Source organism: Gilliamella sp. B2785, from assembly GCF_026537005.1.
Lineage (GTDB): Bacteria > Pseudomonadota > Gammaproteobacteria > Enterobacterales > Orbaceae > Gilliamella > Gilliamella apicola_E.
Genome location: NZ_JAFNNC010000002.1, coordinates 156,645 through 171,540, shown reverse-complemented (window position 1 = coordinate 171,540; position 14,896 = coordinate 156,645). Strand labels below are relative to the sequence as shown.

The window sequence follows — 14,896 nt, the reverse complement described above, 5'->3', positions numbered from 1 at the left end:
ATTCAACTCCCAACCCAAATTTTTCACTAAAGCTTATTTTTCCACGCAATCAAGTGAAATTCTGCGAATTTTCGCGCGATCGCTTCCGCGATCCTCTTCTCGATCTTTTTTCCGATACTTTTTCCGGTCGTTTTCCGGATCCTCTTTCAGATCCTGTTTTCGATCCTTTTCCCAATTATCCCGGCAGATTGTTTTTTTCGTGGTTCTTTTTCTTCCTTTTTCGGGTCATGCATTAACTTCACAGACAACTAGGAATGCGATACAGGGTAGTGCACCTTATCTGACTTTCGACGGTGGTCGTACTCGTGCAGTTGATGCTAACGGTCTGCTTGGGATTACTCTATCTGACGGAACTAGGTATACACCTTCAACCAATACTTCATCTTCTTCAGCACCAATCTCCTTGCCGGTTGAGGGTCAGAGTTTTGCTGATATTCGTATGTTCGTTCCTACTGATACTACTTCAGTCGCTTTGAGTTCTCTTATCGGTCCTCCTAATAATTATTGGGGGGATGATGATGGTGATTCTGGCGTTACTGCTAATGGTCGTTTAAGTTTATCTATCGTCGATAAAAACAATCAGTCAGTATCACGTAATTCCGTGCTAACAATTTGTAACGCACCTTATAGGATTAAGTTATCTAGTACTGACGGTACATTATCGACTCGTTACGGCGTTCCTAATCGTAGTACTTTCAGTGCCCGTAATGTGACTTATTACGTCAATCCTAAGGCTTCGCCTGTGGTATGTTTTGCTCGGCCTAACTTATTGCCTGGTAAGCGTGGTGATCACGCTCCCTTTCCATCTTGGGATTTCGCTGGCCTTTCTTCAATGTGGGACCCGGCTAAGGGTTTTCTCACTCAAGAAACAGACCCGTCACGTTACGGTCAAAACTTTCCTACTACAGGTCTTAATGGATTGTACTTTGATTTAGATATTAGTGGTAGTAGTCAGCCATTGTCTTGGTCTCCAGTTTCTCTGGGTGGTATCACAGTCACAATGTCTAATTCTACTGCTACAAGCGTACGCGTTACTTTAACGGGTCCTTACGCTACCCCATCCCAACAGAATTCATCCTATCCTAGTCCTATTTCTAAACCTACTTTGCCTCAGACCTTCGAGTTGGTTGGTCGTGATACTAATGGTACTCCAGTCGTCAGATATGGTTTTACTTTGAAGCAGTGGTTCGTCCACCGTGGTCCTAACTATTACAATTATCCTAATACTTTATCTTGGTGTAATAGTCTTGGTTATCGAATGCCTAGCGTAAAGGATTTAACCAATTCATTTTGTCCGCTAGACTCCGTTAACTATAGTTTATGTCGTGGTTCAGTCGGCGCCACTCCTTCCTCATCTGATAATTATTACCAGCGTAATATTGGTGCTGGATTTTTCACTGAGTGGGGTCGTATGTCTGATTATTCAGGCGTTGGCTTCCACAACCGTTGGTACTGGACTCGTGACTCGAATGATAGTGGCCAGTTTATCGTGAGCTCATACATCGGTGTCACGTTTAGCAACAACAGCGACAACCACGGACTTTGCTCCCATCCTTAGTTTTTATTTCTTCGTCCTTAATCCTTAGAGCGGGGGTGGGAGTGATAAAAAATAGTATTAAGTGATTAAAAGTAAGCTGACTCAAGGAGTCAACGTCGTTTAGCCATAAAAAGCGATTTTGCGGCTTAGCGACGTTTGAATTACCCGCCTCGGCGGGTTTATTTTTGCGGTTTTTATCTCAAAAAAAGTTGAGGAGCGGGGTTTTTGAGGGTAACGTCTTGTTCTATAAAATTATTAAAAACGCTAATTTTTAAATGCTAATATTGAATTTTTTAAGGTTAATAATTATGATTTTTTTAGACTTTGTAAAGATGAGAATTTTAATTAAAACAATAGTCAGTTAATTCATTTTAGATCTTTTAATGATCTTCTTTACGAAAGTTAGCAATTAAAATTTAAAACAAGATTGCATCATGTTTTTCTAGTTATTATACTTTTGGTGTCATTTTATACAAATGAATGAAATTCAGTTAAAAAAACGTAAAATCTTAAATAAATCATAAATTTACTTGACAGGATTGTCGGCTATGTATTATAATTTTCAACAGGCAACAGGCAACAGGCAACAGGCAACTTGGCCAACCTATAATTTAAATTCGTCAAAGTTAAGCTTCCAACTTTTATTTTTCTCTAAAATTCATTATTTCACGAGGTTCATTAGACTTTTACGGATCTTCGTGGGATCTTTTTATCGATCCAATTTATTTCGGCAGATCTTTCTGGTTCTTTTACTGTCTATCCCTTTTTTTAGTCATGCATTAACATCGAAAACTAGTAATGTTATTTATGGTAGTGTTCCGTATTTGACGTTCGACGGGGGGCAAACCCGTGCAGTTAATACTGATGGTTTGCTTGGGATCACGTTATCTAATGGTATTCAATACACGCCTTCAACGAACATTTCATCAATTACGCCAATCGAGTTACCCGCAGTTGGTCAAAGTTTTGCTGATATTGGTATGATGCTGCCAGTTGATACTAATTCAGCCTCGCTGAGTACACTTATCGGTTCACCTTATAATTTTTGGGGGGATGATGATGGCGATGGTGATATTTCTGCGACTGGTAGTTTAAGTTTGTCTATCGTTGATAGGGACAATCAGTCGGTATCACGTGAAACTGTGTTAACGATGTGTAATGCGCCTTATCAGATTAAATTAACCAGTACTGAAGGTACATTAATGACACGTTATGGTCTTCCTCGCAGTAGTCATTTTAATGCAAGTGATGTGACTTACTTTGTCAATCCTAAGGCATCGCCGGTTATTTGTTTTGCTAAGCCTAACTTGCACGTTGGTAATCTTAATGAAGATGGTAAATCTCACGACTTCCGTGGTTCAGCTTTGATTTGGGACCCTGATAAAGGGTTTCTTACTCAATCAGCTACACCATCATCTTATAATTTGAATTTTCCGACAACCGGGGCTGATGGTTTGTATTTTGATTTAGATATTGGTGGTAGTAATCAAGCATTGCTTTGGGCTCCTGTTTCTCATAGCGGTATCACTGCTACGATGACAGATTCATCACCTACAAGTGTCCGTGTTACATTATCTGGTCCCGTTGCAACATCGTCTCAATGGAGTTCAGATAATCCGGGAAGTGTGCCTAGACCAGCTTTACCTCAGACTTTTGAGTTAGTCGGGCGGGATAGTGAAGGTAATGATGTTGTTAAGTATGGTTTTGTGTTAAAGCAATGGTTCGTTAACCGTGGGCACGTGAATAAGATTCTAAGTAATCAAATAGCTTGGTGTGATGATATAGGTTATCGTCTGCCTGCGGTTAAAGATTTAACTAATGCTTCTTGTCGAGGGACTAATTCTGGTTCTCACTGTCAAGGTTCAGTTGGTGCAACACCTGCGTCACCGAGTAATTTTTATCAGCGTAGTATTGGTGCCGGGTTTTTTACTGAGTGGGGCTATTTGTACCAACACTCTGGAGGTAGCTTTAGAGGTGCTTGGTATTGGACTAGTGATCGCCATGCTAGTGGTCAGTTTGTAGTGAATTCGCATTATGGCAATATATTTTGGAATGATCCTAATCTTCCACCATTTGGCATGTGTGTGACAGATTAGCTTTTAGTTGTTTTTCTTCGGTTAGGGAATCGTTGATGTATAGGCAATTAAAAAGCGATTTTGTGGTGTCGAAGTTTAAGCTATCCGCCTCAATTGGGGCGGATTTATTAAAATGAGGTTATACGGTAAAAAAGTTGAGGAACGGGGTTTTTGAACCCCAAAATCCTTTTATTGTTCCTTCCATATTCAACTTTTTATTTTTGATTTTCTGCTGGGTTGCCTGAATATGGAAAATGGCTGTCTTTTAGTTGGAATGAGAAATCTTTAGTATCAACTTCCCCAACGGTTTTATCACTGTCATAGAGCGCTAGTAAGAATTCAGCCATTTGGTCGGCAGAATGATATTTGGCAAAACTTTTGTCATAATTATATTCACTGACATTGTTGGCTTTTTTGCCAAATTCAGTTTGCGTTGCTGCTGGGGCGAGTACTTTGGCTCTTAGTTTTGCGTTAGTCTGTATTAGTTCTTGAGCAAGCCCTTCTGTAAAGGCACTGACGTAAAATTTGGTGGCGCAATAGGTTACCGCGTTAGGTACAATGGTATAACCACCTCGTGATGAGATGTTAATCAGTTGTGTGTTGGTGTGATTATGGTATTTACGTACATAAAGGGTTGATAGGATGGTTAATGCTTCTATGTTTAGGTGGAGCATTGACTCAATTTTAGTTAACTCTTGTGTACTTACACTACCATAATGTCCAAAACCAGCATTGTTGATCCACGTTTCGATAAAGTAATTTCTTAGTTCATTAAATAATGTGTAGATGGATTGTATATCGGTGAGATCACAAACTTTAATAATGACTTCTATGTCGGGGTTGATTGTTTCTATTTGGTTTTTTAATGATTCTAAATTTTCTATTCTTCTTGCTATTATAATAAGGTCTTTGTTTCTTTTTGCAAAAGCGATTGCTGTTGCGTAACCTATGCCTGAGCTGGCTCCGGTGATGACTGTATATCTTTTTTCAGCGTTAATAGTTTCTGTTTCTGTTTCGATATCCATTTCTATTTCAATTTCCATTTCGTATCCTTTTTATATCCGTATCTATGTTCCAATTAATCAATTTTAGTCGCTCGCATTAAAATTGTTTAGCGAACATTAAAGTTCGCACATATGATAACAATTTTTTGTTTAGAGTATTTTCTTTTTTTAATTAAGGATGTGTATTATATTTATATATAAAATGACTATAAATAGTGTCAAAATTTATTTATTAACAACTGGTGGTTGATAATATGGATTTAGTTAAGTGTATGGAAGCTTTTGTGATAACGGTTAAGACCGGATCGTTTGCTGCAACTTCAATCTCTTTAAATACCTCTCCACAAATGGTCGCGAAGTATATTTTGTTTTTAGAAAATTATTTGGGCTTAAAGTTGTTAAATAGAACGACGCGATCGCAAAATTTGACCGAGTTTGGCAAGCAGTATTATGAGCGATGTCTATTTATTTTAAGTGAGATTAAGAATACTAAGACATTAGCACAAACATATAGTAAGGAGCCGAAAGGTCGTTTAAGAATTAGTGCACCGGTGAGTTATGGTCAATTTAATTTGGTTCCGGTTATTAGTCATTTTATGAAATGTTATCCGAAGGTGAATATTGATATTCAGTTAAACGATCGTTATGTTGATTTAGTTAAAGATGATTTTGATGTGGTGTTTCGAATCGGTTCTTTAAGTGATTCGGGATTAATTGCGAGAAAGCTTAGTGATTTGCAACTTATTTTTGCTGCATCGCCAAGTTATTTGGCTCGTTATGGTGTGCCAGCGGTACCCGATGATTTGAAGAAACATCAATGTTTGATCTATCAATATGTTAATTCAAACAAAAAAGATAATTTGTGGCCGTTTAAGATAAATGGTGAATTGATTAATGTTCCAATTACAGGATCATTTCAAAGTAATAATACGGCAGCACTAGCTGTGGCCGCCCTTGAAGGGTTAGGTATTACGATGTTACCTGAGTCGACGTTGAGAGAGTCAATTAAACAAAATAAATTAATCCCAGTTTTACAAAATTTTTTACCGCCGGCGAGGGAAGTCCATTTGTTGTATACCGCCGATAAGCAACGGTTGCCTAAGCTCAATATTTTTATCGATTTTATTATTAATGCGATGACTTAATCAGGATAAATAAAAAAAGCGATCTGATGATCGCTTTTTTATTAATTTTTATTGAATTATTTTATTGTTGCAAGTGTGCTTACTTCTTTACCTAACATATTGTTTAGGTAATCTAGATCACTTGCCGTTAAGGTTCCAACTGCATATTTTAACTGTAATAAACTTGTTAAATAGTTGTATTTAGCATCAGAAAGATTTCGTTTTGAGCTATACAGTTGTGTTGTTGCGTTAAGTACGTCAACGATAGTACGTGTTCCCACTTGGTATCCAGAAGAGGTTGCTTCTAATGAGCTTTGTGCTGAAACAACCGCTTGTTGATAAGCTTTAATCGCACTGATCGATGATGAGATGTTGTTGTAAGATGAGCGGATTTGGTTAATCACACTACGATTAGTACTTTCAAGTTTTTCACTTGAGCTTACGAAGCTGTGTTGTGCTTGTTGTACTTGTGATACTGTTGCGCCACCAGAGAATAGTGGTAAGCTAACGCTAACCCCAATTCTGTTATCACCTGCATATTTTTTACCGGCAGTATGACGCTTGTAATTGGTATCACCATAACTCTCGCTTTTATTTAGGTTGGTTGATGCTTCTAAGCTAGCAGTAGGCATAAAACCGGATTGAGCCATTTTGATTTGGTCGCGAGCAATCTCTTGGTTTAACTTCATTGTTAATAAATTGAGATTAGTGGTTTCAGATTGTTTTAACAATGTGTTGATTTGAGTTGGTTGCTCAGTTCTAAAGGTTTTAGTGTCAACGCTGGCAAGTTGAGAATAGAAGCGTCCACTTACTTGGCGTAATGCTTCAAGCGCATTATTTAGGTCATTTAATGCATTAACTTGTTGTGCAACAGTTAAGTCGTAATTTGCTTGAGCATTTTGTACGTCGGTAATAGCAACTAGCCCAACTTGATGTTGTTGGCGAGTTTGTTCTAATTGACGACCAATTGCTTTTTTCTGTGCATCGATAAAGCTTAATGCATCAAGGGCTTTTAATACGTTAAAATAGGCTACCGAGGTGTTTAAAATTAATGTTTGGCCTTGGTATTGATAAGAGATATCCGCAATAGTGGCTTGTTTTTTGGTGATATCTAACGCTTTCCAATTAGAAAAATTAAAGATACTTTGTGATACACCAACTTGGTATAAGCTACCGCTTTTAGATTTAACACCGCTATCGTCTCGACGTCCATGTGATACACCATAAGAAGCACTAAGGCCAACTTGCGGAAGTAAGCTTGCACGAGAACCTGAAATTGCTGAGTAAGCTTTATCTTTTTCAGCTAATGAACTGCGTAGATCTGGGTTGGTTTGTTTCGCTTGTTCATAAACCTGTACTAAGTTTTCAGCAAACACAGATTGACTTAATGCTAAGCCAATTAAAAAGGTTAAAGTTTTTTTCATTAATCTTCTCTTTAAAAGCAATAAAATAGAATAATATTTTCAATTGCATAATTTTAACAGATAATTAGCATATAGAAAGTATACTTATTCGTGATTCGCACTTTTTATTAAAATTTAGCTTAAAATTGAGAATTTGATATGAAATTTAAACCTGTGCTTTATAACAAGAAAGATGTTTTTAATTTAACTAAACGCATTTTATATAAGGGCTTTTTTTCGTTATTGGAATACCGTTTTCAATACCGTAAATTTGATGGTTCAATCAGTGAGGTGGTGAGTCGCGAAATTCTGGAGCGTGGCCATGCTGTGGTGCTTTTAGCATATGATGATAAGCGTGATGAAGTTGTGCTTATTGAGCAAATTCGGATAGCTGCAATTGAGACAGAAGATTCGCCTTGGATGTTAGAGTTGATTGCCGGGATGATGGATCATGAGAATGAGTCGATTGAAGAAGTGGCAAAACGAGAGGCCTTGGAAGAGGCGGGTATTGTTGTTGGGCAATGTAAGCCAATTATTAGTTATCTTGCATCACCAGGTGGTTTAACTGAGAAGTTACATGTTTTGGTTGGTCAGGTTGATGCTTCAACCGCTAAAGGCGTGCACGGTTTAGCTGAAGAAAACGAGGATATCAAGGTTCATGTAGTCAGCCGTGAGCAAGCTTATAAGTGGGTTGAAGAAGGCGTAATTAATAATGCGGCATCAATTATTGCATTACAATGGTTACAACTTAATCATTCGACACTAAGAAATGAGTGGAAATAAGCTATTTTTGTTAAATTCAGGAAATTATTGCTTCCCTAAAAATAAATTTTATTTTACAATTTAGTATAACATCATGATTTAAAAATAAAAAATTGTGATGTTGATCACAATATCAATTCTATTGCTGGCATGATTTCATATATATAATTATTGAGGTAGATTTTGGCGTCACTTTTAACGCTTCAAATACAGAATAAGCATTGTGCAAATATTTTGCATATTACTGATACACATCTGTTTGCTGATGAGGATGGTGCTTTATTAGGCATTAAGTCAAATGCGAGTTTTTTATCGGTTATTAATGAAATTAAGCGCGGTAATAGAAAGTATGATTTGATCGTTGCAACAGGTGACTTTGTGCAAGATGGTTCGAAGAAATCCTATGCCCGCTTTGCCGAGCAGATTAAGCAGTTTAATACGCCATGTGTTTGGTTGGCTGGTAATCATGATAATTTTAGTTATATGCAGGAAGTTTTTTCGAATTACCAACTGGCTGAAAATAAAGTGGTATCGCTTGGTGATAATTGGTTGATTGTGCTTTTAAATAGCCAAGTTGTTGGTCAGGCATGTGGTTTGTTACCTCAATCTGAGTTGCAATTTCTTGAAAAGACGTTATTAGCTCATACTGATAAAAATGTGATGGTCTTCTTGCATCACCATCCTATTAGTTCGGGTTGTCATTGGTTAGATGAGCATATTTTAAAAAATAGTAATGAACTTGAGGAAATCGTTAAAAAATTTCCTTCAATAAAAGGTCTTGGTTGGGGGCATATTCATCAACAACAAGATCATGTTTGGCATAATTGCCACGCGTTTTCTACACCATCTACTTGTTTTCAATTCAAGCCAAATTGTTATGAGTTTCAATTATCTAATGATGAAGCTCCAGGCTGGCGTGAAATTACGCTTAATGAAGATGGAACAATTGAATCTAGCGTTTTCCGTATTGCAGATAATCTGTTTTTGCCTGATGTTTCGCAAAAAGGTTACTAATATCTATCTTTTCAAAGGTTACTCAAACGTTAATTTTTACAACGATTGTTTAGAGCAATGGAGCAAAAAAGTAAAATAGTCGTTCAACAATCCGTTGCCAGATTGGCCTTTTTTTCCATTTTTCAATATCCACTTTGTCTGATTGTGATAAATATTGTTCTAACAGTGTAGATAGTGATTTTGCAAACTGTGCATCATCAATTACCGTTGTGATTTCAAAATTGAGCCATAAACTTCGCATATCTAAGTTAACGGTTCCAACTAAACTAAGTTGGTTGTCGATTAATACACTTTTGGTATGGAGTAAATTATCGTTAAATTGATAAAGCTTAACCCCACCGTTTAATAATTCAGAAAAGAATGCTCGACTTGCCCATTTGACCATTAGCGAATCATTCTTTTTAGGGACGATGATGATTACTTCAACACCTCGTTGAGCGGCTGTACATACTGCATGTAAAATATCATCACTTGGTACTAAATATGGCGTTGTGAATATAATTTGTTCTTGAGCTGAGTAGATTGCGGTTAAGAGTACCTGATGGATCATGTTTTCAGTATAACCAGGACCTGAAGCAATCAGTTGCATAATATGTTTTTTATCTTCTGGCGGCTCTGCGAAATCAGTAATTTGAGGTAGGGCTAAATATTTTCCTGTTTCTAGTTCCCAGTCACTGGCGTATATTGCACCCATTAGTGTGGTTACTGGACCACACATTCTGATCATGATATCAACCCACTCCCCAACATGTTTATTTTGTTTGAAGAATCGTGGATCTACGATGTTCATGCTACCAGTATATGAGATGTAGTTGTCAATAATGGCGACTTTTCGATGTTGTCGTAAATCAAGTCGTCTAAACATAAATCTTAATAGATTAACCTGCAATGCTTCGATGATGGTTATGCCTGCGTCTCGCATTCTTTGGCTGGCTTTGGAGCGGATAAAATGTCGACTACCGGCTGAGTCAATCATTAGGCGACAGGTGACGCCTCGTTGTGTGGCTTGTATAAGCGCTTGTTCAACATCGTCAGCTCTACCACCTTCGTTCCAGATGTAAAAGACCATTTCGATATTTGACTTGGCTTGGTTTATGTCTTGAATTAGTTGGTCAAAAATGGCATCGGTATTGCTCAGTAATTCAATGTGGTTGCCTCTGATTCCATCAAGACCTGTTTGATGTTTACAGAGTTGAAAAATAGGTTTGCTAACCTGGCTGACTTTGGTGGTAAAGATGTCAGGAAAATCACTTAACCGATTAATAAATTTTGTAATAGTCGGGCGCATTTTTTGCGCACGCTTGGCTCTTTGTTGCCCAAGATGAGCTTCACCTAGTGCAAAATAGAGAATGACACCAATTATAGGTAATATATATATTACTAACATCCATGCGATTACGTAAGTGGTTGGTCGTCTTTTGAAGACAATACGTAAGGTGGTTGACACAATAAGCAACCAGTAAACAAGAAATATTAATGTACTTACTAAGGCATGAAATGATGTAAATTGCATAATTATCAGCTATAACTTAAGTTTAGTTTACTAATTGGGTCTTTAGTACAATCGAAATTTTGAAATATTTCAGGCAACGGTTTTGGATTATTATGTTTATCTACAGAAACATAAGTAAATGTCGCGTCAGTAATGCAGAAGCGTTGTGTTGCATTGTCAGCATCTGTTATTTTTTTTATCCAAACTTCAATACCAATTGTAATGGATGTTGTACCGGTTTTTATACAATGTGCATAACAACAAACAACATCGCCAACCATTGCTGGTTTGTAGAAAGTGATACTACTTGCATTTACTGTTACTACTCTTCTTTTAGCAATTTCTTTAGCTAAAATACCACCGGCTAAATCCATTTGTGACATTATCCACCCGCCAAATATATGGCCATGAGGGTTGGTGTCTGCTGGCATGGCTAAAGTGCGTAAAACGAGTTGTCCATTAGGGTTGTCTTGCGTCATGTTGAAAGTACTCCTACTTATATTTTTTTATCCGTTATCAGCCATTTTATTCATATGCCGATAGATGTAAATGCCCGATATCAATGACATGACTAATGATGCAATCGGTAAAATAAATACTTTGAAGATCCAGAAGAAATCACTTGATGCATAATAGGTTGCAACTAGGCTAAATGAACCGCAAACCGTAAAAAAAGCGATCCATATCAAGTTGAGTTTATTCCAAATAGCGATATCGAGATGTATCTCTTTACCTAACATTTTTTGTAGTAGATTTTTTTTGAAACCAAACTGGCTAATAGATAATGCAGCAGCAAATAAGAAGTTTATGATGGTTACTTTCCATTTAATTATGTCTTGATTTTGCGTATAAAGTGTTATGCCACCAAAAATCATTATCATCAGATAGGAGACGAGCTCGACTTTATCAATTTTTTTATACATAACAAGAATAATTAAAAATGAGATGGTTGCTGAAACCATCAAGGCTTGTACGCCAACAAAAATATCGTAAATTGTTAAAAATATAAAAAAGACGATAAGTGGTATAAAATTTAATAGCTGCTTCATTTAATTATTAACCTGAAAGATAAAAGTAAGAGTTCTCAATAAGTGAAAAGCCTATTAAATAGGCTTATTTTTTTGTATGAAGTTCCGGATGAGTTTTACAGTTACCTGATTTGCAATGACCATAAAGATATAAGCTATGAAAGGTGAGTTCCACGCCATATTGCTCTGCAATTTCTTTTTGACGTTTGTTGATAATTTCGTCTCGAAATTCAAAAACTTCTCCACAATCTAAACAAATTAAGTGGTCATGATGTTTTTGTGAGGCAAGCTCAAAAACGGCTCTTCCTCCTTCAAAATTGTGGCGCGTTACAATACCCGCATCATCAAATTGATTTAATACACGATATACAGTAGCAAGACCAATCTCTTCGCCCATATCAAGTAGTTTTTTATAAAGATCTTCCACAGTAATGTGTTGGCATGAAGGATCGCGTAGTAATTCTAAAATTTTTAATCGCGGTAACGTAACCTTTAAACCCGCACTTTTGAGTGCTGCATTGTTATCTTTATCATGATTTGTCATATTACATTCCAATTTAGTTAATTAATTAGGCATATTATAAAATATGAACGGAAAATAAAATAAATCACTCTGATAGATCAAATATTCATTTCGGTTTTTACTTGGTTTACCCAATTATTAATTCTTTCTTCTGTTAATTCTGGTTGGCGATCTTCATCAATTGCTAAACCTACAAAGTGGTTGTCATCAACTAAGCTTTTAGATGCTTCAAAACTGTAACCTTCAGTAGACCAATGACCGACAATTTTTGCGCCTTTAGGTTCGATAATATCGCGAATTGTTCCCATTGCATCACAAAAATATTCAGCATAATCTTCTTGGTCACCACAGCCAAATATTGCGACTGTTTTGCCATTAAAGTCAACGTTTTCTAAGTTAGGAAAAAAATCATCCCAATCCGCTTGAGACTCACCGTAATACCAAGTTGGAATACCAAAAAATAAGAAGTCATATTTTTCGATATGTTCTTTTGTTGTTTTTGCGATATCAAAAAGATCTGCTTTGTCTGTACCTAAAATTTGTTGGATTTGTTTAGCTACATTTTCTGTGTTGCCTGTGTCACTACCAAAAAAAATTCCAACTTGTGCCATATTTTTACCTTTACTGTTTTTACAATATACATGTTTTGAGTATAACACTGTCGGTAGTTATCAGCAATAATTCTCAATTACTCCAAACATAAGTAATTATTTACTACACAATTTTTTCAACTTGAATTAAAATTAGCCACTATTTTATGGCAATCGACGTTTCGGAATTATTTATGAATCTGCATGAGTATCAATCAAAACACCTATTTAAACAATATAATTTGCCAGTGCCAGAAGGTTATGTGTGTAATTCAATCGATGAAATACAAGATACATTGGCTGAGCTCTCTTCTCAATCTAATGCTTGGGTAGCAAAGTGCCAAGTTCATGCAGGCGGACGTGGTAAGTCAGGTGGGGTAATTTGTACTAAAGATTTTAATGAAATTAGATTGTTTGCTGAAAAATGGTTAGGTCAATATTTAGTGACTTATCAAACAACGTCTAAAGGGCAACCAGTTAATAAAATTTTAATTGAAAAAGCGTCTAATATAGAGAAAGAGCTTTATTTAGGGGCGGTTGTTGATCGTAGTACAAAACGCATTGTGATTATGGCATCTACCGAAGGTGGTGTTGAGATCGAAAAAGTCGCTGAGCAATCGCCACATTTAATTCATAAAATATCACTCGACCCTTTAACAGGACCATGCGGATATCAAGGCCGAGAGTTAGCTTTTAAACTTGGCTTAACCGGTAAATTAGTCAATCAATTCGCTAAATTATTTGTTAATTTTGCTAATCTTTTCATTGAAAAAGATGTTTCTTTAGCAGAAGTCAATCCTTTAGTTATTACCGATACACAAGAATTAATCTGCCTAGATGCTAAAGTTGTGCTAGATGATAATGCTATGTTTAGACATCCTGATTTAGTCGTATTAAGAGATACTACACAGGAAGACGAACGGGAGTCGATAGCGGCTAAACAAGGCATTAGCTATGTATCTTTAGATGGCAATATTGGTTGCATGGTTAATGGCGCAGGCCTTGCTATGGCAACTATGGATATGATTAAACTTTATGGTGGTGAGCCCGCAAACTTTTTAGATGTTGGTGGTGGCACGACAAAAGAACGGGTTGCCGAAGCCTTTAAATTGATACTTTCTGATAAAAATGTGAAAGCAATATTAGTCAATATTTTTGGTGGTATTGTTCGCTGCGATCTTATTGCTAATGGCATTATTGATGCAATTAAGGAAATAGGTTTGACTGTTCCTGTTGTCGTTCGTCTTGAAGGTAATAATGCGGAACTAGCAAGAGATATTTTAGCTAAAAGTAAATTAAATGTTATTACCGCAAAAAGTTTAGTCGATGCAGCCCAACAGATCGTCAGTGTTGCACAATAAGAGAATGGGTGGAGAATAATTACTATGTCAATTTTGATTAATAAAGATACAAAAGTTATTTGTCAGGGATTTACTGGCAGCCAAGGTACATTCCATTCTGAACAAGCACTGGCTTATGGTACTAAATTAGTTGGTGGCGTAACACCAGGCAAAGGTGGTACGACACATTTAGGTTTACCTGTTTTTAATACTGTTAAAGAAGCGGTTGACGCAACCGGTGCAACTGCAACCGTTATTTATGTTCCCGCTGCTTTTGGTAAAGATTCAATTTTAGAAGCCATTGATGCAGGTATAAAATTAATCGTCTGTATTACAGAAGGCATTCCAACCTTGGATATGCTTATTGTTAAAGAAAAATTAACCCAAAATGATGTTGTGATGATTGGTCCAAATTGCCCAGGAATTATTGTTCCTGATGAGTGTAAAATTGGTATCATGCCTGGACATATTCATTTAGCTGGTAAAGTTGGGATTGTTTCGCGTTCAGGTACGCTAACTTATGAAGCAGTTAAACAAACAACCGATATTGGATTAGGCCAATCCGTTTGCGTCGGAATCGGTGGTGATCCCATTCCCGGCAGTGATTTTATTTCAATATTAAAATTACTCAAACAAGATCCTAAAACAGAAGCAATAGTTATGATTGGTGAAATTGGTGGTAGCGCAGAAGAAGAAGCCGCCAACTATATTAAACATCATGTTACTAAACCTGTGGTTGCTTATATAGCTGGTGTTTCAGCCCCAGCCGGCAAACGTATGGGACATGCAGGTGCAATCATTTCTGGCAATAAAGGTACCGCAGCAGAAAAAACTAAAGCACTGCAATCAGCAGGTGTTACTGTTGTAAGTAGCTTAGCTCAAATTGGTGAAGCAATAAAAAAACATTTTTAAGTTTTATTTTTTTGACATTAATCAATTTTTATTCATTAAATTTTGTTGTACAATAATAACGTTACAAAATTTGTGGGCATTTAAGGATAAGG

14 protein-coding genes are annotated in these 14,896 nt (G+C 36.6%); 7 read left to right on the top strand and 7 right to left on the bottom strand.

Annotated elements, in window-relative coordinates; translation table 11 throughout:
- Nucleotides 1-199 precede the first annotated feature (199 nt).
- Both J3U24_RS03075 and J3U24_RS03070 read left to right on the top strand, forming a co-directional pair.
- The gene (locus J3U24_RS03075) at nt 200-1,558 is read left to right on the top strand and encodes a hypothetical protein (RefSeq protein WP_267336751.1); all 1,359 of its coding nucleotides are present in this window, start codon (nt 200-202) and stop codon (nt 1,556-1,558) included.
- Nucleotides 1,559-2,235: 677 nt separating this feature from the next.
- Nucleotides 2,236-3,633 carry a hypothetical protein gene (locus J3U24_RS03070; RefSeq protein WP_267330094.1) on the top strand — a complete coding sequence of 466 codons (1,398 nt, stop codon included), beginning with the start codon at nt 2,236-2,238 and terminating at the stop codon, nt 3,631-3,633.
- A gap of 194 nt (nt 3,634-3,827) precedes the next feature.
- On the opposite strand, the gene J3U24_RS03065 is transcribed toward J3U24_RS03070, so the two are convergent.
- Entirely contained in the window at nt 3,828-4,655 is an 828-nt protein-coding gene (locus tag J3U24_RS03065) for an SDR family NAD(P)-dependent oxidoreductase (protein ID WP_267330095.1), read from the bottom strand.
- 215 nt (nt 4,656-4,870) lie between these two features.
- Between J3U24_RS03065 and J3U24_RS03060 the strand changes: the two genes are divergently transcribed.
- Nucleotides 4,871-5,761: a LysR family transcriptional regulator gene (locus J3U24_RS03060; RefSeq protein ID WP_065734255.1), complete on the top strand. Its 891-nt coding sequence runs from the start codon at nt 4,871-4,873 to the stop codon at nt 5,759-5,761.
- Nucleotides 5,762-5,817: 56 nt separating this feature from the next.
- On the opposite strand, the gene tolC is transcribed toward J3U24_RS03060, so the two are convergent.
- Entirely contained in the window at nt 5,818-7,164 is a 1,347-nt protein-coding gene (tolC, locus tag J3U24_RS03055) for an outer membrane channel protein TolC (RefSeq protein ID WP_267330096.1), read from the bottom strand.
- A gap of 138 nt (nt 7,165-7,302) precedes the next feature.
- Here tolC and nudF point away from each other — a divergent pair, with 138 nt between their 5' ends.
- A complete protein-coding gene (gene nudF, locus J3U24_RS03050) occupies nt 7,303-7,926 on the top strand; it encodes an ADP-ribose diphosphatase (RefSeq protein ID WP_220225073.1) in 624 nt (207 codons plus the stop codon).
- Between the two features lie 162 nt (nt 7,927-8,088).
- Entirely contained in the window at nt 8,089-8,919 is an 831-nt protein-coding gene (cpdA, locus tag J3U24_RS03045) for a 3',5'-cyclic-AMP phosphodiesterase (protein WP_267330097.1), read from the top strand.
- A 49-nt stretch (nt 8,920-8,968) separates the two neighbouring features.
- Here cpdA and cls read toward each other — a convergent pair whose 3' ends face one another.
- The 5 genes from cls to fldA all read right to left on the bottom strand — a co-directional run bounded on the left by cls (nt 8,969) and on the right by fldA (nt 12,573).
- Nucleotides 8,969-10,432 carry a cardiolipin synthase gene (cls, locus tag J3U24_RS03040; RefSeq protein WP_267336752.1) on the bottom strand — a complete coding sequence of 488 codons (1,464 nt, stop codon included), beginning with the start codon at nt 10,430-10,432 and terminating at the stop codon, nt 8,969-8,971.
- Nucleotides 10,433-10,437: 5 nt separating this feature from the next.
- The gene (gene yciA, locus J3U24_RS03035; protein WP_065562254.1) at nt 10,438-10,890 is read right to left on the bottom strand and encodes an acyl-CoA thioester hydrolase YciA; all 453 of its coding nucleotides are present in this window, start codon (nt 10,888-10,890) and stop codon (nt 10,438-10,440) included.
- Between the two features lie 27 nt (nt 10,891-10,917).
- Nucleotides 10,918-11,460, bottom strand: coding sequence for an inner membrane-spanning protein YciB (locus J3U24_RS03030; protein ID WP_220225071.1), 543 nt, complete (start codon nt 11,458-11,460; stop codon nt 10,918-10,920).
- A 64-nt stretch (nt 11,461-11,524) separates the two neighbouring features.
- Nucleotides 11,525-11,983 carry a ferric iron uptake transcriptional regulator gene (gene fur / locus J3U24_RS03025; protein ID WP_065562252.1) on the bottom strand — a complete coding sequence of 153 codons (459 nt, stop codon included), beginning with the start codon at nt 11,981-11,983 and terminating at the stop codon, nt 11,525-11,527.
- 77 nt (nt 11,984-12,060) lie between these two features.
- Nucleotides 12,061-12,573 carry a flavodoxin FldA gene (fldA, locus tag J3U24_RS03020; protein WP_065562251.1) on the bottom strand — a complete coding sequence of 171 codons (513 nt, stop codon included), beginning with the start codon at nt 12,571-12,573 and terminating at the stop codon, nt 12,061-12,063.
- A gap of 173 nt (nt 12,574-12,746) precedes the next feature.
- On the opposite strand from fldA, the gene sucC reads away from it, so the two are divergent.
- Both sucC and sucD read left to right on the top strand, forming a co-directional pair.
- Nucleotides 12,747-13,913: an ADP-forming succinate--CoA ligase subunit beta gene (gene sucC, locus J3U24_RS03015; protein ID WP_065562250.1), complete on the top strand. Its 1,167-nt coding sequence runs from the start codon at nt 12,747-12,749 to the stop codon at nt 13,911-13,913.
- Nucleotides 13,914-13,937: 24 nt separating this feature from the next.
- On the top strand, nt 13,938-14,804 hold the full coding sequence (gene sucD / locus J3U24_RS03010; protein WP_267336753.1) for a succinate--CoA ligase subunit alpha: 867 nt from the start codon (nt 13,938-13,940) through the stop codon (nt 14,802-14,804).
- The last annotated feature ends 92 nt before the right edge of the window (nt 14,805-14,896 follow it).

What these genes read in the sequence shown, in the direction of transcription:
- nudF (WP_220225073.1), top strand. Translation starts at nt 7,303, where the DNA reads ATGAAATTTAAACCTGTGCTTTATAACAAGAAAGATGTTTTTAATTTA.
- sucC (WP_065562250.1), top strand. Translation starts at nt 12,747, where the DNA reads ATGAATCTGCATGAGTATCAATCAAAACACCTATTTAAACAATATAAT.
- J3U24_RS03030 (WP_220225071.1), bottom strand. Translation starts at nt 11,460, where the DNA reads ATGAAGCAGCTATTAAATTTTATACCACTTATCGTCTTTTTTATATTT.
- fldA (WP_065562251.1), bottom strand. Translation starts at nt 12,573, where the DNA reads ATGGCACAAGTTGGAATTTTTTTTGGTAGTGACACAGGCAACACAGAA.
- sucD (WP_267336753.1), top strand. Translation starts at nt 13,938, where the DNA reads ATGTCAATTTTGATTAATAAAGATACAAAAGTTATTTGTCAGGGATTT.
- J3U24_RS03065 (WP_267330095.1), bottom strand. Translation starts at nt 4,655, where the DNA reads ATGGAAATTGAAATAGAAATGGATATCGAAACAGAAACAGAAACTATT.
- J3U24_RS03060 (WP_065734255.1), top strand. Translation starts at nt 4,871, where the DNA reads ATGGATTTAGTTAAGTGTATGGAAGCTTTTGTGATAACGGTTAAGACC.
- cls (WP_267336752.1), bottom strand. Translation starts at nt 10,432, where the DNA reads ATGCAATTTACATCATTTCATGCCTTAGTAAGTACATTAATATTTCTT.
- fur (WP_065562252.1), bottom strand. Translation starts at nt 11,983, where the DNA reads ATGACAAATCATGATAAAGATAACAATGCAGCACTCAAAAGTGCGGGT.
- tolC (WP_267330096.1), bottom strand. Translation starts at nt 7,164, where the DNA reads ATGAAAAAAACTTTAACCTTTTTAATTGGCTTAGCATTAAGTCAATCT.
- yciA (WP_065562254.1), bottom strand. Translation starts at nt 10,890, where the DNA reads ATGACGCAAGACAACCCTAATGGACAACTCGTTTTACGCACTTTAGCC.